Consider the following 24,236-nt stretch of genomic DNA (forward strand, 5'->3'; position numbering starts at 1 on the left):
CTCTAATGGCCGATTGGCAGTCCCTCGATCCCGAGGCCGCTCGTGAAGCGGAAAAATATGAAAACCCTATTCCTAGCCGCGAACTGATCCTGGCGCACCTCGCCGATCGGGGTTCGCCTGCTGCCCGCGAGCAACTGGTCGAAGAGTTTGGTCTGACCACAGAAGACCAGATCGAAGCCCTGCGCCGCCGCCTGCGCGCCATGGAGCGCGACGCTCAACTGATCTACACCCGCCGCGGCACGTACGCGCCGGTCGACAAGCTCGACCTGATCCTCGGTCGCATCAGCGGTCACCGTGACGGTTTCGGCTTCCTGGTGCCGGACGACGGCAGCGACGACCTGTTCATGAGCCCGGCGCAAATGCGTCTGGTGTTCGACGGCGACCGTGCGCTGGCCCGTGTTTCCGGTCTTGACCGTCGCGGTCGCCGCGAAGGCGTGATCGTCGAAGTGGTTTCGCGTGCTCACGAAACCATCGTCGGTCGCTACTTCGAAGAAGGCGGCATCGGTTTTGTCGTTGCCGACAATCCGAAGATCCAGCAAGAAGTGCTGGTCACGCCGGGCCGTAATGCCAACGCGCAGATCGGTCAGTTCGTCGAGGTGAAAATCACCCACTGGCCAACGCCGCGCTTCCAGCCGCAAGGCGATGTGGTCGAAGTGGTCGGCAACTACATGGCGCCGGGCATGGAAATCGATGTTGCCCTGCGCACTTACGACATTCCGCACGTCTGGCCTGAAGCTGTTCTGAAAGAAGCCGCCAAGCTCAAGCCGGAAGTCGAAGAGAAAGACAAAGAGAAGCGCGTTGACCTGCGCCATCTGCCGTTCGTCACCATCGACGGCGAAGATGCCCGCGACTTCGACGATGCGGTTTATTGCGAAGCCAAACCGGGCAAGCTGCGCCTGTTCTCCGGCGGCTGGAAGTTGTACGTGGCGATTGCCGACGTTTCCAGCTACGTGAAAATCGGTTCGGCGCTGGACAACGAAGCGCAAGTGCGCGGCAACTCGGTGTACTTCCCCGAGCGTGTCGTGCCGATGCTGCCTGAGCAACTGTCCAACGGCCTCTGCTCGCTGAACCCGCACGTCGATCGTCTGGCCATGGTTTGCGAGATGACCATTTCCAAGTCCGGCGAAATGACCGACTACTGCTTCTATGAGGCGGTGATCCACTCCCACGCTCGTCTGACGTACAACAAAGTCAGCGCGATGCTGGAAACGCCGAAAATCACCGAGGCGCGTCAGCTTCGCGGTGAGTACAACGACGTTCTGCCGCACCTCAAGCAGCTTTATGCGCTGTACAAGGTTCTGTTGGCTGCTCGTCACGTACGTGGCGCGATCGATTTCGAAACGCAGGAAACCCGGATCATCTTCGGTACCGAGCGCAAGATTGCCGAGATCCGTCCGACCACCCGTAACGATGCGCACAAGCTGATCGAAGAATGCATGCTGGCGGCCAACGTGGCCACCGCCGAATTCCTCAAGAAGCACGAAATTCCTGCGCTGTACCGCGTCCACGATGGCCCGCCACCAGAGCGTCTGGAAAAACTGCGTGCCTTCCTTGGCGAGCTCGGCCTGTCCCTGCATAAAGGCAAGGACGGCCCGTCGCCGAAGGACTACCAGGCATTGCTGGCGAGCATCAAGGATCGTCCGGATTTCCACCTGATCCAGACTGTAATGCTGCGTTCGCTGAGCCAAGCGGTGTACAGCGCTGACAATCAGGGCCACTTCGGCCTGAATTACGAAGCCTATACCCACTTCACCTCGCCGATCCGTCGTTACCCGGATTTGCTCACGCACCGCGCGATCCGCAGCGTGATCCATTCGAAACAGGACACCCCGCACGTTCGCCGTGCCGGTGCGATGACCATTCCGAAAGCGCGTATCTATCCGTACGACGAAGCGGCGCTGGAGCAACTCGGCGAGCAATGCTCGATGAGCGAGCGCCGTGCCGACGAAGCGACCCGCGACGTGGTGAACTGGCTCAAGTGCGAGTTCATGAAGGATCGCGTGGGCGAGTCGTTCCCTGGCGTGATCACGGCGGTGACCGGTTTTGGTCTGTTCGTCGAACTGACTGATATCTACGTCGAAGGCCTGGTGCACGTCACCGCGCTGCCGGGCGATTACTACCACTTCGATCCTGTGCATCACCGCTTGGCGGGCGAGCGCACCGGTCGTAGCTTCCGTCTCGGCGATACCGTTGAAGTGCGCGTCATGCGCGTTGACCTCGACGAGCGCAAGATCGACTTCGAGATGGCCGAAAAAACCATCAGCGCGCCGATCGGTCGCAAAAAGCGTGGTGCTGAAACTGCTGCGCCAGCCGCGAAGGAAAAAGCCGAAGCGGCTCCTGCAAAAAACGCAGGTCGCCGTCCAGCGAAAGAGAAAGCTCCTGAAGCCTATCGTCCAAGCGACGCTGTGGCGAAAAACGCCGAGCTGCGTAAAAGCCGTGAAATGAAGAAGGCTCTGCTTTCCGACGCCAAAAACGGTGGTAAAGCGGCGCCTGGGGGAAAGACCGGGCGGTCGGCGCCTGAAAAGGCCTCCGGCGGCAAGCCAGCAAAACCGAGCAAACACCGTAAAGGCCCGCCAAAAGCGGGTTCTGCTCCAGCCAAAAGTGGCGGGGCACGTAAACCGAAGGCGAAGTCATGAGTCAGTTGGAAAAAATCTACGGCGTTCACGCGGTAGAAGCGTTGCTGCGTCACCACCCGAAGCGCGTCAAACAGATCTGGCTGGCGGAAAGCCGCAACGATCCGCGCGTGCAGACCCTGGTTGAGCTGGCCAACGAAAATCGTGTCCAGGTCGGTCAGGCCGAGCGCCGCGAAATGGACGCCTGGGTTGAAGGCGTTCACCAAGGCGTGGTCGCGGAAGTCAGCCCGAGCCAGGTCTGGGGCGAAGCGATGCTCGACGAGCTGCTCGATCGTACTGATGGCGCACCGTTGCTGCTGGTGCTCGACGGCGTGACCGATCCGCACAACCTCGGCGCCTGCCTGCGTTCGGCCGATGCGGCGGGTGCGCTGGCGGTGATCGTGCCAAAAGACAAGTCGGCAACCCTGACGCCGGTCGTGCGTAAAGTGGCCTGCGGTGCGGCGGAAGTGATTCCGTTGGTGGCCGTGACCAACCTTGCGCGCACCCTGGAAAAGCTTCAGCAGCGCGGTCTGTGGGTTGTCGGCACAGCAGGCGAAGCTGAAGTCAGCATCTACGACCAGGATCTGACGGGCCCGACCATTCTGATCATGGGCGCCGAAGGCAAAGGCATGCGTCGCCTGACCCGCGAACACTGTGACTATCTGGTGAAACTGCCGATGGCCGGTAGCGTCAGCAGCCTCAACGTCTCGGTCGCGACGGGCGTCTGCCTGTTCGAAGCCCAGCGTCAGCGCGGCGTAAAAGCCAAGCCTGCTGCCAAGAAATAAACTCACTGTAGGAGCTGCCGCAGGCTGCGATCTTTTGATCTTGTCTTTAAAAACAAAATCAAAAGATCGCAGCCTTCGGCAGCTCCTACAGGTGTTCATTGGTGATTGTTCAAATAATCACCAATTGCCTTGCACCTCTTCTGTCCCTTCTCTACAATTGCGCCCCTTGCTGTGACGGCAGGCACGCATGTGCCCCGCGCCAGCAAGTCCATAAGTGTCATTCACTCCTTGTCTGACCGTTTTTGAGCGGCAGGCTACAACCCGTAAGGAGCATTCATGCGTCATTACGAAATCATCTTTTTGGTCCACCCGGATCAAAGCGAGCAAGTCGGCGGCATGGTTGAGCGTTACACCAAGCTGATCGAAGAAGACGGCGGCAAAATCCACCGTCTGGAAGATTGGGGCCGTCGTCAACTGGCCTACGCAATCAACAATGTTCACAAGGCTCACTACGTGATGCTGAACGTTGAGTGCACTGGCAAGGCCCTGGCCGAGCTGGAAGACAACTTCCGCTACAACGATGCAGTGATCCGTAACCTGGTCATCCGTCGCGAAGAAGCCGTTACCGGCCAATCCGAGATGCTCAAGGCTGAAGAAAACCGCAGTGAGCGCCGTGAGCGTCGCGACCGTCCTGAGCACGAAGGCGCTGAAAGCGCTGATAGTGATGACAGCGACAACAGCGATAACGCTGACGAGTAATCCACGGACCTTTTAAGGAGCCTATCAAATGGCACGTTTCTTCCGTCGTCGTAAATTCTGCCGCTTCACCGCTGAAGACGTGAAGGAGATCGATTACAAAGATCTCAACACTCTGAAAGCCTACGTATCTGAGACCGGCAAAATCGTTCCAAGCCGCATCACCGGTACCAAAGCTCGTTATCAGCGTCAGCTGGCCACCGCTATCAAGCGCGCCCGCTTCCTGGCCCTGCTGGCCTACACCGACAGCCACGGCCGCTGAGACCGGGCAGTCGACAAGTAGCAAAGGATTGAATGCATGCGTGCCTTAGCTGAGTTCATCATGCGCGGCCGCATGCAGGCCACTCTCGTAGTGGCCGGATGTGCAACATTGCCGTTGTTGTATTGGTTGGGTGCCGCCGCCGGGAGCCTTGTGCTGCTGCGGCGCGGATTGACAGACGCCCTCGGTGTTCTGTTGCTGGGACTGCTGCCGGCCTTGGTCTGGTGGTTGTACGCCGATGATCCACGGGCACTTCTGGTGCTGTTGGGGTCTTCGGGGCTTGCGTTGATTTTGCGCGCAAGTGAGTCCTGGGTTCGTACGCTGCTGGCCAGCGTGGCAATAGGAGTGGTGTTTTCGGTGGTGCTCGGGGCGGCGTTTGCGGCCCAGATCGAGATGCTCGCGCAGGCCCTTATCAAGGTAATGCCCGCGCTTCTCGGTGAGACCTACAAGCAATTGTCGGTCGATGAGCAAGCGCGTTTTGCGTCCCTGATTGCACCAGTCCTGACCGGACTGATTGCGGCGTTGTTGCAGATCGTCAGCGTGCTGAGCCTGATTGTCGGGCGTCATTGGCAGGCGTTGTTGTACAACCCGGGTGGTTTTGGTCGCGAGTTTCGCGCCATACGGATCCCGCTGGGGCCGGCGATGTTACTGCTGGCGTTGATGCTTCTGGGCCCGAATCTCGGTGCACAGATGGCCATGTTGACGCCGTTGTGCAGTGTACCGCTGGTGTTCGCCGGACTTGCCTTGATTCACGGGCTGGTCGGGCAGAAGCGACTGGCCGGTTTCTGGCTGGTGGGGTTGTACGTCACGCTGTTGCTGTTCATGCAGCTGATCTATCCGTTGCTCGTGGTTTTGGCCATTGTCGACAGCCTGATTGATTTTCGCGGTCGTCACGTGTCGAAAGACACCGACAGCGCGAACGGTGAAGGTTAAAAGTTAGAGGATTTTCACATGCAACTGATCCTTCTGGAAAAAGTCACCAACCTGGGCAACCTGGGTGACAAAGTAAACGTTAAGGCCGGTTACGGTCGTAACTACCTGCTGCCTTACGGCAAAGCTACCGCCGCGACCCCAGCGAACATCGCTGCGTTCGAAGAGCGTCGTGCCGAGCTGGAAAAAGCTGCTGCAGACCGTAAAGCATCGGCTGAAAGCCGTGCTGCCCAACTGGCCGAGCTGGAAGTGACCATCACTGCCACCGCTGGCGACGAAGGCAAGCTGTTCGGTTCGATCGGTACTCACGACATCGCTGACGCACTGACCGCCTCCGGCGTTGAAGTGCAGAAGAGCGAAGTTCGTCTGCCGAACGGCACCATCCGCAACGTAGGTGAATTCGACGTGGCTGTGCACCTGCACGCCGAAGTTGAAGCCACCGTACGCGTTGTCGTGGTAGCAGCTTAAGCAACACCTGATCGGCTGGCGGCTTGCCCGTCAGACGGTTAACATCGGGCACGATCCTGTTTACAGGTCGTGCCCTTTGTCTTTCTGCAATTCCTGATTTTCAACCAAACTCAAGTGGCCATGAACGATATCTCCGCTCCCGAGCAATACGATCTGCAAACCGCTGCCCTGAAGGTGCCGCCGCATTCCATCGAAGCCGAACAGGCTGTACTCGGTGGTCTGATGCTGGACAACAACGCCTGGGAACGCGTGCTCGATCAAGTCTCCGACGGTGATTTCTATCGACATGACCACCGCCTGATCTTCCGTGCGATCGCCAAACTGGCCGATCAGAACTCGCCGATCGACGTCGTGACCCTTGCCGAACAATTGGACAAGGAAGGTCAGACCTCGCAAGTGGGCGGCCTCGGTTACCTTGGCGAACTGGCGAAAAACACACCGTCCGTCGCCAACATCAAGGCCTATGCGCAGATCGTTCGCCAGCGTGCGACGTTGCGCCAACTGATCGGCATTAGCACCGAGATCGCCGACAGCGCCTTCAACCCGGAAGGGCGCACCGCCGAGGAAATCCTCGACGAAGCCGAGCGCCAGATCTTCGCGATTGCCGAGGCCCGGCCGAAAACCGGTGGCCCGGTGGGTGTGAACGATTTGCTGACCAAGGCCATCGATCGCATCGACACGCTGTTCAACACCGACAACGCGATTACGGGTCTGTCCACGGGTTACACCGACCTTGATGAGAAGACCAGCGGCTTGCAACCGTCCGACCTGATCATCGTCGCCGGTCGTCCGTCGATGGGTAAAACCACCTTCGCAATGAACCTGGTGGAAAACGCCGTACTGCGCAGCGACAAAGCCGTTCTGGTGTATTCCCTCGAGATGCCAGGCGAATCGCTGGTCATGCGTATGCTCTCCTCGCTGGGCCGCATCGACCAGACCAAGGTGCGTTCCGGTCAGTTGGAAGATGACGACTGGCCGCGCCTGACCTCGGCGGTCAACCTGCTCAATGACCGCAAGCTGTTTATCGACGACACCGCCGGTATCAGTCCGTCGGAAATGCGTGCGCGAACCCGGCGTCTGGCGCGTGAGCACGGTGACATCGGCCTGATCATGATCGACTACCTGCAATTGATGCAGATTCCAGGTTCCGGCGGCGACAACCGCACCAACGAGATTTCGGAAATCTCGCGTTCCTTGAAAGCCCTGGCCAAAGAATTCAACTGCCCGGTGGTGGCGCTGTCGCAGCTCAACCGTTCCCTCGAGCAGCGGCCGAACAAACGCCCGATCAACTCCGACCTCCGGGAATCCGGAGCGATCGAGCAGGATGCTGACGTGATCATGTTCGTTTACCGCGACGAGGTGTATCACCCGGAAACCGAGCATAAAGGCATCGCCGAAATCATTATCGGTAAGCAACGGAACGGGCCAATCGGCTTTATCCGCCTGGCGTTTATCGGTAAGTACACCCGTTTCGAAAACCTTGCGCCGGGCAGCTATAACTTCGACGACGATGAATAAGCTCTTCATCGTCTGAGGCTGACGCCTTCGCGAGCAAGCTTTGCTCCTACAGTTGATCCCTTGTAGGAGCAAAGCTTGCTCGCGAAGAACGATAACGTGGTGCAACCAATAACCGCGATCGGGTCGGCACAATTTCCGACCACAGCCGTCGGAATTGGTCAAAATTTGTGCTATATTCCGCGCCCGCGAAATTCAATGAAAGCCAACACCGGTTATCGACATGCAAGCAGCCAAGCCGTTATTTGACTATCCAAAGTACTGGGCCGAATGTTTCGGGCCAGCGCCATTCCTGCCAATGAGCAGGGAGGAGATGGATCAGCTTGGCTGGGATTCCTGCGACATCATCATCGTCACCGGTGATGCCTACGTCGATCACCCGTCGTTCGGCATGGCGATCATCGGCCGGCTGCTGGAGTCGCAAGGCTTCCGCGTCGGGATCATCGCCCAGCCAAACTGGCAGTCCAAAGACGACTTCATGAAGCTCGGCGAGCCGAATCTGTTCTTCGGCGTCGCGGCCGGCAACATGGACTCGATGATCAACCGCTACACCGCCGACAAGAAAATCCGTTCCGACGACGCCTATACCCCGGGCGGTATGGCCGGCAAACGTCCGGATCGCGCAAGCCTGGTCTACAGCCAGCGCTGCAAAGAAGCCTACAAAAATGTGCCGATCGTTCTCGGTGGCATCGAGGCCTCCCTGCGCCGCATCGCCCATTACGATTATTGGCAGGATCGCGTGCGTAACTCGATCCTGATCGACGCCTGCGCCGACATTCTGCTGTACGGCAACGCCGAGCGCGCGATTGTCGAAGTCGCCCAGCGTCTGTCCTACGGTCACAAGATCGAAGACATTACCGACGTGCGCGGCACCGCGTTCATTCGTCGTGACACGCCGCAAGGCTGGTACGAAGTTGACTCGACGCGCATTGACCGTCCGGGCAAGGTCGACAAGATCATCAACCCGTACGTGAACACCCAGGACACCCAGGCCTGCGCCATTGAACAGGAAAAGGGCCCGGTCGACGATCCGCAGGAAGCCAAGGTTGTACAAATTCTGGCCAGCCCGCGCATGACTCGTGACAAGACCGTGATCCGCCTGCCGTCGATGGAAAAAGTCCGCGGTGATGCGGTGCTTTATGCCCACGCCAACCGCGTGCTGCACCTCGAAACCAACCCGGGCAACGCCCGCGCGCTGGTACAGAAGCATGGCGAAGTCGACGTCTGGTTCAACCCGCCGCCGATTCCGATGACCACCGAAGAAATGGACTACGTGTTCGGCATGCCTTACGCACGTGTTCCGCACCCGGCGTACGGCAAGGAGAAGATCCCTGCCTACGACATGATCCGTTTCTCGGTGAACATCATGCGCGGCTGCTTCGGTGGCTGCACCTTCTGCTCGATCACCGAGCACGAAGGCCGGATCATCCAGAACCGTTCCGAAGAGTCGATCATTCGCGAGATCGAAGAGATCCGCGACAAGGTGCCAGGCTTCACCGGCGTCATCTCCGACCTCGGTGGCCCGACCGCGAACATGTACCGCATCGCCTGCAAAACGCCGGAAATCGAATCCGCGTGCCGCAAGCCGTCCTGCGTATTCCCGGGCATCTGCCCGAACCTGAACACCGACCACTCGTCGCTGATTCAGCTGTACCGCAGCGCCCGTGCCTTGCCGGGTGTGAAAAAGATCCTGATTGCCTCCGGCCTGCGTTATGACCTCGCGGTCGAGTCGCCGGAGTACGTCAAAGAGCTGGTGACCCACCACGTCGGCGGTTACCTGAAGATCGCCCCGGAACACACCGAGGAAGGTCCGCTCAACCAGATGATGAAACCGGGCATCGGCAGCTATGACAAGTTCAAGCGCATGTTCGAGAAGTACACCAAGGAAGCGGGCAAAGAGCAGTACCTGATTCCGTACTTCATCGCCGCCCACCCGGGCACCACCGACGAAGACATGATGAACCTGGCCCTGTGGCTCAAGGGCAATGGCTTCCGCGCCGACCAGGTGCAAGCGTTCTACCCGTCGCCGATGGCCACCGCCACCGCGATGTACCACTCGGGCAAGAACCCGCTGCGCAAGGTCACTTACAAGAGTGACGGCGTGAATATCGTCAAGAGCGAAGAGCAGCGTCGTCTGCACAAGGCGTTCTTGCGTTATCACGACCCGAAAGGCTGGCCGATGCTGCGTGAAGCGCTGATCCGCATGGGTCGCGGCGACCTGATCGGTTCGGGCAAGGATCAGTTGATCCCGACGCACCAGCCGACCACCGACAGCTACCAGAGCGCCCGTCGCAAAAACTCGACACCGGCTGGCAGCCATAAAGTGGCGAAGGAAGGCAAAGAGAAGACCACCAAGATCCTCACGCAGCACACCGGTCTGCCGCCGCGTGCCAGTGATGGTGGTAATCCGTGGGACAAGCGTGAGCAGGCCAAGGCTGCGGCATTTGCCCGCAATCAACAGGCTGCGAAAGAGCGTAAAGACGCCGCGAAAGGCAAAGGGCCGAAACCGACCCGCAAGCCGGTCGTACCGCGCTAAAGCAAACGCCAACCTTCGGGTTGGCGTTTTTTTTTTGAGTCAAAAGATCGCAGCCTGCGGCAGCTCCTACAGTGGGATTCGCGTTTCCCTGTAGGAGCTGCCGCAGGCTGCGATCTTTTGATCTTCGCCACATTTAGGCGCAACTTCGCCTAACCATTTCCCCGCATCGCCCGATTTTGGTGCTGTACTGCCCTAAGCATTCCGGGAAAGCGCCCAAGCCTCTGCATGGCATAAGTCTTGCGCGCTTTCGAATACGCTTAGGCTCGCAGGAGGCACGCCGTGTCGATTCATGTCGCATTGCATCACGTCACGCATTACCGCTACGACCGCGCTGTCGAACTCGGCCCGCAGATCGTTCGCCTGCGCCCGGCTGCCCACAGTCGCACGCGGATTTTGTCGTATGCGCTGAAAGTCTCGCCCGAGCAGCATTTCATCAACTGGCAGCAAGACCCGCAGGGCAACTACCTCGCGCGGCTGGTCTTCCCGGAAAAAACCGATGAGTTGCGCATCGAGGTCGATCTGCTGGCCGAAATGGCCGTGTTCAATCCCTTCGATTTTTTCCTTGAGCCCTACGCCGAGAAAATCCCTTTCGCCTACGCCGCCGATGAGCGCAAGGAACTGGCGCCGTATCTCGAAACCCTGCCACTGACACCAAAATTCAAAGCCTATCTGGACGCCATCGATCGCACGCCGCTGCCAGCGGTGGACTTCCTCGTCGCACTCAACCAGCGCCTCAGCGAAGACATCGGCTACCTGATCCGCATGGAGCCGGGCGTGCAAACTCCGGAGCACACCCTCGAACACGCCTCCGGCTCCTGTCGCGACTCGGCGTGGTTGCTGGTGCAATTGCTGCGCAACCTCGGGCTGGCCGCGAGGTTTGTATCCGGTTATCTGATTCAACTGACCGCCGATGTGAAAAGCCTCGACGGCCCGTCCGGCACTGAAGTGGATTTCACCGACCTGCACGCTTGGTGTGAGGTGTACTTGCCGGGTGCTGGCTGGATCGGTCTGGACGCCACGTCTGGACTGTTCGCCGGTGAAGGGCATATTCCGTTGGCCTGTAGTCCCGATCCGTCCTCGGCGGCGCCGATCAGTGGTTTGGTCGAACCCTGCGAATGCGTGTTCAGTCACGAAATGTCGGTGGAGCGGATCTGGGAGGCGCCGCGCGTCACCAAGCCTTACACCGATGAGCAATGGCTGGCGATTCAGGCGTTGGGCCGGCAGATCGATGCTGACCTGTTAGCCGATGACGTGCGCCTGACCATGGGCGGCGAGCCGACTTTCGTGTCCATCGATGACCCGGACGGCGCCGAGTGGAACACCGCTGCATTGGGCGAGGACAAGCGCCGTCTCTCTGCGGAATTGTTCCAACGCATGCGCAAACACTACGCGCCCAAGGGCCTGGTGCATTTCGGTCAGGGCAAGTGGTATCCGGGCGAGCAACTGCCGCGCTGGTCGCTCAATTGCTATTGGCGCCGCGACGGCATACCGATCTGGCACAACGACGCGCTGATTGCTGACGAACAACAGGATTACGGTGCCACAGGTGAATTGGCCGGGCGTTTTCTCGCCAGTGTCGCCGAACGCCTGAAATTGCCTACACGTTTTGTGTTCCCGGCCTACGAGGACAACTTCTATTACCTGTGGCGCGAGGGCACGTTGCCGAGCAACGTCAGCGCCGAAGACTCGCGCCTGGAGGAGCCGCTGGAGCGCGCACGCCTGCGCAAAGTCTTCAGTCAGGGCCTGAACAAGGTGATCGGCCAAGTCCTGCCGCTAGCGCGCACAGCCAAGGGCGATCAATGGCAAAGCGGCCGCTGGTATCTGCGCGATGAGCATTGCCGTCTGGTGCCGGGGGATTCGCCACTGGGCTATCGCCTGCCGCTCGGTTCGCAGCCGTGGGTGAAGGCTGCCGAATATCCGTTTATTCATCCCCAAGATCCGAATCAGGATTTCCCCGAGCTTCCGCAAACCACCCAACTCAACCTTCACGGCGAACCGGCGACGTCTGATGAGCGCGCGCCAAAAATCGACGAATCCGCCGATTGGCTGACCCGCACCGCGTTCTGTGCCGAAGCCCGCGAAGGGCGTTTGTACCTGTTTATGCCGCCGCTGGAGCGGGTCGAGGATTATCTAGAGCTGGTTGCAGTGATCGAGGCCACCGCCGAAGAACTGCATTGCCCGGTATTGCTGGAAGGCTACGAGCCGCCTAGCGATCAACGCCTGAGCAACTTCCGCATCACCCCCGATCCGGGCGTGATCGAGGTCAACGTGCAGCCATCGGCGACATGGGACGAGTTGGTCGAGCGCACCGAGTTCCTCTATGAAGAAGCGCGGCAAACCCGCCTGACCACCGAGAAATTCATGATCGACGGCCGCCACACCGGTACCGGCGGCGGCAATCACTTTGTGCTCGGCGGCGCAACACCGACGGATTCACCGTTCCTGCGACGTCCGGATCTGCTGCGCAGCCTGATCAGTTACTGGCACAACCATCCATCGCTGTCGTACCTGTTTTCCGGATTGTTCATCGGCCCGACCTCACAGGCGCCACGCGTCGATGAGGCGCGTAATGACGCGTTGTATGAGCTGGAAATCGCTTTCGCGCAGATGCCGGAGCCGGGCGAGGAATGCGCGCCGTGGCTGGTCGATCGATTGCTGCGCAACTTGCTGATCGACGTCACCGGCAACACCCACCGTGCCGAATTCTGTATCGACAAACTGTATTCGCCCGACGGCGCCACGGGGCGTCTCGGTTTGCTGGAATTGCGCGCCTTTGAAATGCCGCCGCACGCACGCATGAGCCTCGCTCAACAATTATTGCTGCGGGCGCTTGTCGCACGTTTCTGGCGCGAACCTTATGCGCCAACGAAACTGGCGCGTTGGGGCACCGAACTGCACGATCGCTTCCTGTTGCCGCACTTTATCGAGCAGGACTTCGCCGACGTCATCGTCGAACTGAACAACGCCGGTTATCCGCTGCGGGCGGAATGGTTTGCGGCGCACCTGGAGTTTCGTTTTCCCAAGGTCGGCGATTACGCCGTCAATGGCATCGAACTGGAACTGCGCCAGGCGCTGGAACCGTGGCATGTGCTGGGCGAGGAGGGCGCGGCGGGCGGCACGGTGCGTTATGTCGATTCATCGCTGGAGCGCTTGCAGGTCAAGGTAAAAGGCTTGCCGCCGCAGCGTTATCTGCTGACCTGTAATGGCATCGCGGTGCCGTTGCACCCGACCGGGCGCGTCGGCGAATTCGTCGCCGGTGTGCGTTACCGCGCCTGGCAACCGGCCAACTGCCTGCAACCGACGATACCCGTACATGCACCGCTGGTATTCGACCTGCTCGATACCTGGATGGGTCGATCACTGGGCGGTTGTCAGTACCACGTCGCGCATCCCGGCGGGCGTAATTACGAGACGCTGCCGGTTAATGCTAACGAAGCGGAGAGCCGGCGTATGGCGCGATTCTTCCGCGTCGGACACACGCCAGGGAAACTTCCTATACCGAAGGTGGAAATCACTGACGAGCTACCGATGACAATCGATTTACGACGTTTCCAAATCGTACGCGACGCTTAGATTTTTCGTATATCCGGGCGTCATGTGCCTGCGTTAGTCTGACCGTTCCTTGCTGTCTGCCGAGCTTTCCATGCCTGACCTGCTAGACCGCTACCCGCTCACGGCGGGCACTTATCACGAACTGCTCGACGGCAGTGGAGCGGTGCGCCCGCATTGGCAGCGGCTGTTCGATCAGTTGCAGCGCAGCAGCCCGGCGCAGTTGCTGCAGCGGCAAGCGTTGCTGGCGCGGCAGATTCAGGAAAACGGCGTCACCTATAACGTCTATGCCGACCCCAAAGGCGCGGATCGGCCGTGGGAACTGGATCTGCTGCCCCATGTGATTGCGGCGGATGAGTGGCAACAGTTGTCAGCCGGGATTGCTCAGCGTGCGCGCCTGCTCAATGCTGTGCTGGCGGATCTTTATGGCCCGCAAAAGCTGATCAGTGAGGGGTTGCTGCCGGCGGAACTGGTCTTCGGCCACAACAATTTTCTCTGGCCGTGTCAGGGCATTGCGCCACCGGAAGGGGCTTTCCTGCATCTCTACGCGGTGGATCTGGCGCGCACGCCGGACGGCCGCTGGTGGGTGACGGCCGATCGCACTCAGGCGCCATCGGGTGCCGGTTATGCGCTGGAAAACCGCACCATCGTTTCCCGTGCTTTCCCCGAGTTGTACCGCGACCTGAAGGTGCAGCATCTGGCCGGTTTTTTCCGTACGTTGCAGGAAACCATGGCCCGGCAGGCACCCTGCGACGATGATGCGCCGCTGATCGTGTTGCTGACGCCTGGGCGTTTCAACGAAAGCTATTTCGAACATTTGTACCTGGCTCGCCAGCTCGGTTATCCACTGGTCGAGGGCGGCGATCTGACCGTGCGCGATGCCACGGTCTACCTGAAAACCCTCAGCGGCCTGCGTCGGGTACACGCAATCATGCGCCGGCTCGACGACGATTTCTGCGACCCGCTGGAGCTGCGCACGGACTCGGCACTCGGCGTGCCCGGACTGCTTGAAGCCGTGCGTCAGGGCCGTGTGCTGGTGACTAATGCGTTGGGTAGCGGCGTGCTAGAATCGCCGGGGTTGCTGGGGTTTTTGCCGAAGATCAATCAATTCCTGTTCGGCGAAGAACTGATCCTGCCGTCGATTGCCACGTGGTGGTGCGGTGAGGCGCCGGTGTTGGCGCAGGCGTTGGAGAAACTTCCGGAACTGTTGATCAAACCGGCATTCCCATCACAAACCTTCGCGCCTGTGTTTGGTCGTGATCTGAGTGAAAAACAGCGTCAGGCGCTGGCCGAGCGCATGCAGGCGCGCCCTTACGCCTACGTCGCGCAAGAATTGGCTCAGCTGTCTCACGCGCCTATCTGGCAGGCTGAAAACGGTCAGTTGCAACCCCGTGCGATCGGCATGCGCATGTATGCCGTGGCCAGTCGCGACGGTTATCGCGTGCTGCCCGGTGGCCTGACCCGCGTGGCCGCCGAGGCCGATGCCGAAGTGGTGTCGATGCAGCGCGGCGGCGCGAGCAAGGACACCTGGGTGCTGGGCGAACGACCGCCGAGCGGTGAGCAGTGGAAAACTCAGCGCAATGTCGGCGTACGTGACCTCGTCCGCCGCGATCCCTATTTGCCGTCGCGGGTGGTGGAAAACCTGTTCTGGTTCGGCCGTTATTGCGAGCGCTGCGACGACAGTGCGCGCTTGCTGCGCATCATGCTCGCGCGATATGTCGACGGTGATGACCCGCAAGCATTGCAGGCCGCTGTCGATCTTGGCGAACGGCTGGCGCTATTGCCGGACGAAGGCGAATTGCCTGAACGCCTTTTGGCGGCATTGCTCGGCGAAGATTGGTCATTCAGCCTGCGCTCCAACCTGCAACGCTTGCAGTGGGCGGCCTCGCAGGTGCGCGGCAAACTCTCGCGGGAAAACTGGCAGGCACTTGTCGAGTTGCAGCGCGAAGCGATGGAGCTGGATACCGACGAGCCGGACTTCGGCGAGTTGCTGGATTTTCTCAACCGACTGGTGATGTCGCTGGCGGCGCTGTCTGGGTTTGCCCTCGACGACATGACCCGCGATGAAGGCTGGCGCTTTCTGATGATTGGCCGGCGCATCGAACGTCTGCAATTCCTCAGCAGCAGTCTCGCGGCATTTTTGCGCGGCGCCGGCGCTTTCGATCAGTCGGGGCTGGAATGGCTACTGGAACTGGGTAACAGCAGCATCACCTATCGCTCACGGTATCTGGCGGTGGCGCAATTGATCCCGGTGCTGGATCTGTTGCTGCTGGATGAGCAGAACCCGCACGCGGTGCTGTTCCAGCTGAAACTGGTGACGCGCACGTTGAAGCGCCTGAACGAGGATTTCGGTGCGCCTCGGGAGGCTGGGCTGCCGCAATTGGTCGAGCGGCTGGCGCGTTTCGATCTGGGCTGTCTGGAAAATCCGCTGTTCGGTGACACCAGCGTGCGCGCCGCGCTCAATGGTCTGGCGGATCTGCTGCAAGAGATTGCTGAGGCCAGCGGGCAAGTATCTGATCGTCTGGCCCTGCGCCATTTCGCTCACGTCGATGATGTCAGCCAACGCACGGTGTCCGTCTGATGAGCGCGCATTACCAGATCCTCCACGACACCTGTTACCACTACGACAGCCCGGTGTCGCTGGCGCAGCAGTTGGCACATCTATGGCCACGCGAATGTGCCTGGCAGCGCTGCACCGAACAAAAATTGCTGATCAGTCCGGAGCCGACGGCGCGCCGCGATGAGCTGGATGTGTTCGGTAATCCGCTAACCCGACTGGCGTTCGAGCGCCCGCATGATGAATTGCAGGTGAACGCGCGGCTGACGGTGGAAGTGTTGGCGCGGCCGGTGCTGGATTTCCAGCAGTCGCCAGCGTGGGAACAGACTCGCGATGCGCTGACCTACAGCAGCCTGCCGTTGTCCGCGGAGATACTTGAGGCGTGTCGATACCGCTTCCAGTCACCGTATGTGCATTTGAAACGCAGCTTCGTCGAGTTCTCGCAAAGTTGTTTCCCTGCGGGGCAGCCATTGATGCTCGGTGTGCAGGCGTTGATGCAGAAGATTTTCAGCGAATTCACCTTCGATGCCGAAGCGACCCAAGTGGCGACGCCGCTGGTGGAAGTGCTGGAGCGGCGGCGCGGGGTGTGTCAGGACTTTGCGCACTTGATGCTGGCGTGTGTGCGCTCGCGAGGTTTGGCTGCGCGTTATGTCAGTGGTTATCTGCTGACTCAGCCGCCACCGGGGCAGCCACGCTTGATCGGCGCCGATGCCTCGCATGCGTGGGTGTCGGTGTTTTGCCCGGTGTTGGGCTGGGTGGATTTCGATCCGACCAATAACGTGCAGCCGGCACTGGAGCACATCACTTTGGCGTGGGGCAGGGACTTTTCAGATGTTTCGCCGCTACGCGGTGTAATCCTCGGCGGCGGCAACCACGATCCGGAAGTGCGCGTCACCGTGATGCCACTGGATTAACGCAAATTAAACTGTGGGAGCGGGCTTGCTCGCGAAAGCGTTGTTTCAGTTACACAGGAGCAGTCAGACCTGACGCCTTCGCGAGCAAGCCCGCTCCCACAGGGGAATTGGGGTGTTTCGGCAAGTGGGGCTGTGAGGGCCGGCAGTGAAACCGCCAGCCCCGTCACAAATCCGCAGGGTCTGATTCGATCATCAAACCCGGTGGGGTTCAGGCGTCAGGCGCCTGATCTTTCGGTGCTTCGGTTGCATCAACATCATCTTCTGTTGCCACTTCACCCTCAGGGTTCAGTGCTGCTTCTTCAGCGGTTTGCTTCTTGCGCTGAAGCTTTTCCTCTTTCTTCTGTTCCTTTGCCAAGTCGCGTTGACGTTTGGCGAAGGAGTAATTGGGTTTGGCCATGGGCGTTCCTCTAGGTCGAAGGTGAGGTTGAGCGGCGCGTATTCTGCCCTGTATCGACGTCCGAGGGTTAACCGGGTTTTTGATCGACCCACTTTGGCGTGACGGTCGGCTTCCAGTTATCCAGGGCATCGAGCAGCGTTTGCGGCGATTCGCTCACTTGCAGCATGTCACGGTGTGGCGCGCGAACGAAGCCTTCGCCGACGATGTGGTCAAGAAAAGCAGTGAGTTTGCTGTAAAAACCGTTCACTTCGAGCAGACCCAGCGGTTTGCCGTGATAGCCGAGCTGGCCCCAGGTCCAGACTTCAAACAATTCTTCCAGAGTGCCGAGGCCGCCGGGCAGCGCGATAAACGCATCGCTGAGCTCCGCCATCCGCGCCTTGCGCGCATGCATGCCGTCGACCACTTCCAGACGTGTCAGGCTTTTGTGACCGATTTCCTTGTCCATCAGGCTCTGCGGAATGATGCCGATCACTTCGCCACCAGCGGCCAGCGCGGCGTCGGCAACAATACCCATCAAACCCACGGCGCCACCGCCGTAAACCAGCGTCAGCTTACGCTCGGCGAGCGCTCTGCCTAACGCAACGGCAGCTTCGGTGTAAGCCGGATCAGTACCGGCGTTGGCACCGCAAAATACACAAACGGATTTCAGAGACATGCTTTTCTCCTGGGTCAATCCGACACAGGGTAATGGCTGGCACGCCTCGATCCAAGGGCTAAACTTCGCGTTCCGGTGTTTCAAAGGTACCGCTGGCGCCACAGGCGTAGGCGGCGAGCAAACTGCACAACAGACCGTTAAAGAACATGACAGGCACTCCGTTTCAGTAGATGCGCCGATCATAGGGCGGGGCGGGAATTCTGGCCGTTAGATTTTGTCGATGAGTGTCATAGCCTGAAAGTTGTATACAATTTTTGACGCAAGTCATAGGAACTTGCGAAGATTTCAGGCAGTCTTTCCACCATTAGTGTTTTTGTTAACCCTGCCTTGGAGATTCACCATGTTTTCCAAAGTTGTTGCGGTATCCCTGCTGGCGCTGGCCAGCAGCCAATTGATGGCTGCCGAATGCAAAACCACCGTTGACTCCACCGATCAGATGTCCTTCAACACCAAGGAAATCGTGATCGACAAGAGCTGCAAAACCTTCACCGTCGAACTGACCCACTCCGGCAGCCTGCCGAAGAACGTCATGGGCCATAACCTGGTGATCAGCAAAGAAGCTGACATGCAGCCAATCGCCACCGACGGTCTGGCCGCCGGCATCGACAAGAACTACCTCAAAGACGGCGACGCTCGCGTAATCGCCCACACCAAAATCATCGGCGCCAAAGAAACCGATTCGCTGACCTTCGACGTATCGAAGCTGGACGCCGCTGAAAAATATGGCTTCTTCTGCTCGTTCCCAGGCCACATCTCGATGATGAAAGGCACTGTGACGCTGAAATAATCAGACGCTGAAGCTTTAAAAAAAACGCCGCTGCGAGGTTATCGCAGCGGCGTTTTTTTGTGGCTGGACTGGGTGTTTTTAGTGAAACATCAAGCATGGCCCACTGGTCGGAAAAGCATCAATACCTGTAACTTCTGACAGTAGACACAAATCTTGATCCTGAGTCTGATGGGTAAGCACTCGCATCACCGGGCGCATCCATTCCGAAAAAGGAGTTTTCGTATGACCGATCAAGAGAAATTTCCCCACCCGCGTACTTTGATTAGCTCGCTGGATAAGATCGCGAAAGTGAGCTCGACTCGAATTGAAAGCATCACCAATGGTAAGGGCGAGCCCATCGACAATGGTGGCGTAACCGATAATGCTGATTTGTCTTTCGTTGGATCGGCTCAACCAAGCCAGTACGCGCAAATTCTGGATAACGGAGTTGGGACGCACCCCGCCGTATGGGTGGACGATTACTGCCATTTCAGTGCCTTTTTTCCCGATGAGGCAGCGGGGGAGCATGCATATACCGTTCAAACAATGGATGGTCATAAGTCGGATGTCTGGCGTGTTTACATTGGCAAGGCCACGGAAGCAGACATTGATTGGGTTAACGATAGCAATGGCAATCCAATCGAAAGAGGCGGGTTCACACGTGATACCGAGTTGAACTTCGTTGGCTTTGGGAGGAGCCACACGGAAGTGAAACTTTTCGATAACGGGAATTATCTTCAAACGCTTGCAGTGGACGGTAACAGCCATTGGAGCGCCTTTGTTCAGCACTTGGTGACAGGGCTCCACCAGTTTACCGTGCTTGGGCCTGATGAAGTTTTATCCCGACCTTGGGTTATCGAGGTCAAAGAGTCAGCTCCGCTTGCGATCCAGTTCGTCATCGATTCAAATTTGAAGCTGCTTGGAAACCACGAAAAAACAACCGCTAAGACGGTGACGTTTGTTGGCACGGCAAATCCGAATGAAAAAGGGTTTCTCTCTGACTACGACAATGACGTGGCTTCGATCCATGCAGACTCGAATGGAGTTTTCACAGTGACGGCTTATGATTTGGCAGAGAAGGTTCATACCTTCAGGATCAAGTCTGATAATGGTCGATTATCCGACCCTTGGACTGTTCGAGTTGTCGCTTCCTGAATTCAACAGAGGTTATCGAGTCAATAAAAAAGCGTCCCTTGGGACGCTTTTTGCTTTCTGTAGGAGCTGCCGAAGGCTGCGATCTTTTGATCTGGTTTTGAAGATCAGGATCAAAAGATCGCAGCCTCGTTTCACTCGACAGCTCCTACAGGCTCCGCCGCGACTTATGGGGCGAATGGCATCACACGTTTGTGATGGGTTTTGTTGTAGGTGTCGACGATGATTTTGATGGCTTCCTCGCGCACCGGCTCGCCGTGCAGGAACGCATCAATCTCGGCATACGTCACGCCATGCGACGCTTCGTCCGGTTTGCCCGGCGACAAATCTTCAAGATCCGCCGTTGGGACTTTCTCGACCAGCGATTCCGGCGCGCCGAAGCTGCGGGCAATCGCGCGCACCTGATTTTTCACCAGACCGCTCAGCGGTGCCAGATCGCAAGCGCCGTCGCCGAATTTGGTGAAGAAGCCCATCACCGCTTCCGCCGCGTGGTCAGTGCCGATCACCAGGCCGTGCGCTGCGCCGGCGATGGTGTATTGAGCGACCATGCGCATCCGCGCCTTGGTGTTGCCGAGCACGAAGTCCACCGATACTGCGTGTTTGCCTTCGAACGCGGCGACTTCGCTGGCCAGCGACTTCACGGCCGGGCCGATGTTGACGGTGTGGCGTTCGTCCGGGGCGATGAAATCCACCGAGGCCTGGGCGTCATGCTCGTCGAACTGAGTTTCGTACGGCAGGCGCACGGCGATGAATTTGTAGCTGTTATCGCCGGTCTGGTCGCGCAGCTCACGCATCGCGCGCTGGGCCAACAGGCCTGCGGTCAGCGAATCGACGCCGCCGCTGATGCCGAGCACCAGCGTCTTGAGCCCGGAATTGACCAGACAATCCTGAATAAAGGCGATGCGCCGGGCGACTTCGGCCTGCAGGGCTTTGTAGTCAGCGAACGGCGGTTGCACTTTGAGCTGTTCAGCAATCTCACGCTGTACGGCTTGCATGAATTCACTCCTTGCTAGATGAACTGGAATCGGCAGGAACCTGGAACACGTGTCGCAAGTAGGCGACGAAATTCGGGTCTTTGCAGTGAGACTTGCCTGGCTCGTCGGAGATCTTCGCCACCGGTTGGCCGTTGCAGGCAGTCATTTTAAGCACGATGCTCATCGGTTCGACACCCGGAATGTCACAGGTGAGGTTAGTGCCAATGCCGAAGCTGACGTTGATCCGGCCGTGCAGCGCGCGGAAGATCTCCAGCGACTTGGGCAGGGTCAGGCTGTCGGAGAACACCAGCGTCTTGCTCATCGGGTCGATGCCGAGCTTGTGGTAATGCGCGATGCATTTTTCGCCCCACACCACCGGATCCCCGGAGTCGTGGCGTAAACCGTCGAACAGCTTGGCGAAGAACAGATCGAAATCGCCGAGAAACGCATCGGTGGTAATGCAGTCGGTGAGGGCGATCCCCAGCAAACCCCGGTACTCACGCACCCAACAGTCGAGCGCGGCGATCTGGCTGTCGATCAACCGTGGGCCGAGTTGCTGGTGGGCCATGATCCATTCGTGAGCCATGGTGCCCAGCGGTTTCATGTCCAGTTCACGCGAAAGATGCACGTTGCTGGTGCCGACGAAACGCCCGGGGAAATCGTGCTTGAGCACGTTCACCACTTCTTCCTGCACACGGTAAGAAAACCGGCGACGGGTGCCGAAATCGGCTACTTGCAGTTGCGACAATTCGTCGGCCGAGGCGTTGGCGGTCAGCCAATCGAATTTGCGGTAGAGCTGCTCGCGGGCCTGTTCGAGCACGGTTTCGCGGTAGCGATAGCGGTTGCGCACTTCGCTGACGATCGCCAGCAGCGGCACTTCGTAGAGGATCACATGCAGCCACGGCCCGCGCAGGCGGATGAACAGCTCGCCGTTCTCGATGCCGGTGTGCACGTAGCGCAGGTTGAAGCGGAACAGACCGAGGAATCGCAGAAAATCCGGTTTCAGGAAAGAGATACGCTCAAGGAAATTCAGTTGATCGGCGCTCAGGCTCAGTTCGGCCAGGCGCTCGATCTGATAGCGGATCTCGGCCAGGTACGGGCGCAGATCCTCGCTGTTGCGGCAACGGAATTCCCATTCGACTTCAACGTTGGGGTAGTTGTGCAGCACCGCCTGCATCATCGTCAGTTTGTAGAAGTCGGTGTCGAGCAGGTTCTGCACGATGCGATCGGCAAACACACTCTCGCTCATAAACGGTCTCCAGGTGCGCCGCGCTGTGGCGCGGTAAAAATCAATGGCGCTAGTGGCGCATATCAGTGGTGGGGATTGCCAGCGCTTTTTTGCTCTCGGGTGAAAGATCCTCTGAGGCCATGCATCTCAGTCCACAAAATTTAGCTATTTTCGGTTGCGCCTCAAGTGCAGCTTGAATGACTTGTTCGAGTTGTGCCCCGCTTTTTAAATAATCGGCCAGCAGGGAGTGTTTAGGTATCAGATTGATTTCAACTGCTTTAACCAAAGCAGCTCTGAGCATTTCTTGGGTTACGATTTTATACATGAATGACGCCTCCTTTGAAGGTGATCTGTTCCAGTGTGTCGACGCCGTCCTGAAGTAGCACGTACGCTGGAAGTATTAGTTTATAAAAATCAGAATCGTTGGTGCCCTTGAGGGTGACTAATGTGAAAGCCTCCAAAAGACTTGCGGAAGCGCGGATTCTGAAACAGGCATCTTCAAATAACTGATTGGGTGTGGCATGTGAGTCTATGAAGTATGTCGGCGTATCAGTTGCATTTGCTTTGAGGGGGTAAAAGCGATTCATAGGAAAAACTCCTTCTGTTTGTTCTGGGCGTGACGGCTCGAAGAAAGCAGGGTTCTTGAGATTTTATTTTTAGGTGGTTTTGATGTAGTAGCTGCAAAGCCATTAATTGATTTAATGACTTTGCCTGTTCTGTTTAACGTTTGGCAGTCTGTTTACTGGTGCTCGAAGAAATAACGTTCTCGCTATGAGTATTTATGTCTGGGCAGCTATATCCCGGCGGCCAGGCCAAAAGATCGATATCCAGATCCGGGAATTTACTTGAGTCGAAAATGGGCTTCTTGATTCCGGCACGGCGTTGTTCGTCGTAGTCGCGCACAACACGCATGCTGATGTTGAAGAGCAAGAACATTGCTACCGGGTTGACAAGCGCGAGCAGTGTCATGGTGATGTCTGCAAAAGCCAGAACAGTGGACAGGTCTTCGACGGAGCCCCAGTACACTAATATCAATACCAGCGCACGGTACAAGAGCAGCGTCTTTCGAGGCTCACCCAAAATGAACCGCAAGCTGTTTTCTCCCAGGTAATAGTTGTAAAGCATCGCCGTGAATACGAAGAGCGCAAGCACGACGCTGATAAACATCCGTCCCCATTCCCCAACGACGGCGGCGAGCGAATTTTGTGCCAGCGCAATCCCGTCACCTTCAAATCCTGGTGTGTAGAAACCCGATAGCAAAATCAGTAGCGCGGTACAGGTGCAGATTATGAATGTATCGATGAAGACACTCAGGGCTTGTACGACGCCTTGTGCAACCGGGTGGCCGATCTTCGCTACTGATGCGACATTGGGAGCGCTTCCCAGTCCTGCCTCGTTGGAGAACACTCCGCGTCTCACCCCCTTGATGATTGCGCTGCCCACCAGCCCGCCAAAGGCCGGATCCAGCCCGAACGCGCTGTTGATAATGGTCATGAGCATTGCCGGAACTTGATCGAACTGTAGAACGATTACGTAGGCCGTCACGCTGATGTAGGCGAGAACTTTAATAGGTACCAGAAGGTCAGCAACTGCCGCTATGCGCTTTATCCCGCCAATGAAAACGACCCCCAGCAACAGCGCAAGTCCGAGCCCTGACCAGATCGGCGCCACGCCAAACGCATCTTTTAGTGAATGCGATACCGCATGCGATTCGAGGCCGTTGATCGCAAACCCAAAAGTCACCAGCAATAGTACGGCTGCGATCATGCCGAGCCAGCGCTTGTCCAGACCGTGCTGGATGTACCAGGACGGGCCCCCTCGGTAGAGGCCTTTGCCATCGCTACGCTTATAGAGTTGTCCCAGCGTACATTCGAAGAAACTGCTCGACATACCCAGAAGAGCAGTCATCCACATCCAGAACACTGCGCCGGGCCCGCCCATGCTTACCGCGATCCCGACACCGACGATATTTCCCGTGCCGACTCGCCCGGCAAGGCTGAGCATAAGCGCCTGAAATGAACTCAAGTGATGGCTGTTGCCGCGCCAACTGCCGAGTAATACGCCAAACATATGGGGGAAATACCTCAACTGAACAAATCCGGATCGGACAGTGAAGTAGCTTCCCAGGCCAAGCACTAAAGGTATTAATACCTTGCCTGAGAGAAAGTCGTTGATGATGTCTAGCATTCCACGCTCCTTGCTTTGTAAGTGCTGGCGAATTATTGGTGTCGTCAGTCCTGAAG

Annotated in this window: 20 protein-coding genes; 13 read left to right on the plus strand and 7 right to left on the minus strand. The window is 58.2% G+C overall.

The features are described 5' to 3' along the window. Positions 1-5: 5 nt before the first annotated feature. The 11 genes from rnr (at position 6) to KFS80_RS11960 (ending at position 16,821) form a co-directional block, all read left to right on the plus strand. Positions 6-2,636, plus strand: a complete 2,631-nt coding sequence (rnr, locus tag KFS80_RS11910; protein ID WP_212544906.1) for a ribonuclease R — start codon at positions 6-8, stop codon at positions 2,634-2,636. After that, the gene (rlmB, locus tag KFS80_RS11915) at positions 2,633-3,397 is read left to right on the plus strand and encodes a 23S rRNA (guanosine(2251)-2'-O)-methyltransferase RlmB (RefSeq protein ID WP_008078316.1); all 765 of its coding nucleotides are present in this window, start codon (positions 2,633-2,635) and stop codon (positions 3,395-3,397) included. The genes rnr and rlmB overlap by 4 nt, the downstream gene beginning before the upstream one ends. Positions 3,398-3,673: 276 nt before the next feature. Continuing rightward, positions 3,674-4,096 carry a 30S ribosomal protein S6 gene (gene rpsF, locus KFS80_RS11920; protein ID WP_003217491.1) on the plus strand — a complete coding sequence of 141 codons (423 nt, stop codon included), beginning with the start codon at positions 3,674-3,676 and terminating at the stop codon, positions 4,094-4,096. 28 nt (positions 4,097-4,124) lie between these two features. Beyond that, on the plus strand, positions 4,125-4,355 hold the full coding sequence (rpsR, locus tag KFS80_RS11925) for a 30S ribosomal protein S18 (protein WP_002551829.1): 231 nt from the start codon (positions 4,125-4,127) through the stop codon (positions 4,353-4,355). 36 nt (positions 4,356-4,391) lie between these two features. Next, positions 4,392-5,285 (plus strand): hypothetical protein, encoded by an 894-nt coding sequence (locus KFS80_RS11930; RefSeq protein WP_212544907.1) that lies wholly within the window; start codon positions 4,392-4,394, stop codon positions 5,283-5,285. Between the two features lie 18 nt (positions 5,286-5,303). After that, positions 5,304-5,750: a 50S ribosomal protein L9 gene (rplI, locus tag KFS80_RS11935; protein ID WP_042557398.1), complete on the plus strand. Its 447-nt coding sequence runs from the start codon at positions 5,304-5,306 to the stop codon at positions 5,748-5,750. Between the two features lie 120 nt (positions 5,751-5,870). Then, the gene (gene dnaB / locus KFS80_RS11940; protein WP_159815256.1) at positions 5,871-7,268 is read left to right on the plus strand and encodes a replicative DNA helicase; all 1,398 of its coding nucleotides are present in this window, start codon (positions 5,871-5,873) and stop codon (positions 7,266-7,268) included. A gap of 220 nt (positions 7,269-7,488) precedes the next feature. Further along, entirely contained in the window at positions 7,489-9,801 is a 2,313-nt protein-coding gene (locus tag KFS80_RS11945; RefSeq protein WP_053116779.1) for a YgiQ family radical SAM protein, read from the plus strand. Positions 9,802-10,080: 279 nt separating this feature from the next. Then, entirely contained in the window at positions 10,081-13,374 is a 3,294-nt protein-coding gene (locus KFS80_RS11950) for a transglutaminase family protein (RefSeq protein WP_212544908.1), read from the plus strand. A gap of 70 nt (positions 13,375-13,444) precedes the next feature. Beyond that, positions 13,445-15,931 (plus strand): circularly permuted type 2 ATP-grasp protein, encoded by a 2,487-nt coding sequence (locus tag KFS80_RS11955; protein ID WP_212544909.1) that lies wholly within the window; start codon positions 13,445-13,447, stop codon positions 15,929-15,931. Next, complete coding sequence (locus tag KFS80_RS11960) at positions 15,931-16,821, plus strand: transglutaminase family protein (protein ID WP_159815259.1); 891 nt, start codon at positions 15,931-15,933, stop codon at positions 16,819-16,821. The genes KFS80_RS11955 and KFS80_RS11960 overlap by 1 nt, the downstream gene beginning before the upstream one ends. A gap of 208 nt (positions 16,822-17,029) precedes the next feature. Here KFS80_RS11960 and KFS80_RS11965 read toward each other — a convergent pair whose 3' ends face one another. Both KFS80_RS11965 and KFS80_RS11970 read right to left on the minus strand, forming a co-directional pair. Next, entirely contained in the window at positions 17,030-17,218 is a 189-nt protein-coding gene (locus tag KFS80_RS11965; protein ID WP_158836123.1) for a hypothetical protein, read from the minus strand. Between the two features lie 67 nt (positions 17,219-17,285). Continuing rightward, positions 17,286-17,873 (minus strand): LOG family protein, encoded by a 588-nt coding sequence (locus tag KFS80_RS11970; RefSeq protein ID WP_053116783.1) that lies wholly within the window; start codon positions 17,871-17,873, stop codon positions 17,286-17,288. Between the two features lie 340 nt (positions 17,874-18,213). On the opposite strand from KFS80_RS11970, the gene azu reads away from it, so the two are divergent. Continuing rightward, the gene (azu, locus tag KFS80_RS11975) at positions 18,214-18,660 is read left to right on the plus strand and encodes an azurin (RefSeq protein WP_053116784.1); all 447 of its coding nucleotides are present in this window, start codon (positions 18,214-18,216) and stop codon (positions 18,658-18,660) included. Between the two features lie 222 nt (positions 18,661-18,882). Beyond that, on the plus strand, positions 18,883-19,794 hold the full coding sequence (locus KFS80_RS11980) for a hypothetical protein (RefSeq protein WP_212544910.1): 912 nt from the start codon (positions 18,883-18,885) through the stop codon (positions 19,792-19,794). 164 nt (positions 19,795-19,958) lie between these two features. Here KFS80_RS11980 and nadE read toward each other — a convergent pair whose 3' ends face one another. The 5 genes from nadE to KFS80_RS12005 all read right to left on the minus strand — a co-directional run bounded on the left by nadE (position 19,959) and on the right by KFS80_RS12005 (position 24,180). Next, positions 19,959-20,786, minus strand: a complete 828-nt coding sequence (gene nadE / locus KFS80_RS11985; RefSeq protein ID WP_212544911.1) for an ammonia-dependent NAD(+) synthetase — start codon at positions 20,784-20,786, stop codon at positions 19,959-19,961. 4 nt (positions 20,787-20,790) lie between these two features. Further along, the gene (pncB, locus tag KFS80_RS11990) at positions 20,791-22,014 is read right to left on the minus strand and encodes a nicotinate phosphoribosyltransferase (protein WP_053116787.1); all 1,224 of its coding nucleotides are present in this window, start codon (positions 22,012-22,014) and stop codon (positions 20,791-20,793) included. 49 nt (positions 22,015-22,063) lie between these two features. Next, positions 22,064-22,318, minus strand: coding sequence for a hypothetical protein (locus tag KFS80_RS11995; RefSeq protein WP_053116788.1), 255 nt, complete (start codon positions 22,316-22,318; stop codon positions 22,064-22,066). Further along, entirely contained in the window at positions 22,311-22,580 is a 270-nt protein-coding gene (locus KFS80_RS12000) for a hypothetical protein (RefSeq protein WP_159815749.1), read from the minus strand. Before KFS80_RS12000 ends, KFS80_RS11995 begins: the two co-directional genes overlap by 8 nt. A 133-nt stretch (positions 22,581-22,713) precedes the next feature. Continuing rightward, a complete protein-coding gene (locus tag KFS80_RS12005; RefSeq protein ID WP_246541808.1) occupies positions 22,714-24,180 on the minus strand; it encodes an alanine/glycine:cation symporter family protein in 1,467 nt (488 codons plus the stop codon). Between the last annotated feature and the right edge of the window lie 56 nt (positions 24,181-24,236).

The sequence above is a fragment of the Pseudomonas rustica genome, from assembly GCF_018336155.1.
GTDB classification, from domain to species: domain Bacteria; phylum Pseudomonadota; class Gammaproteobacteria; order Pseudomonadales; family Pseudomonadaceae; genus Aquipseudomonas; species Aquipseudomonas rustica.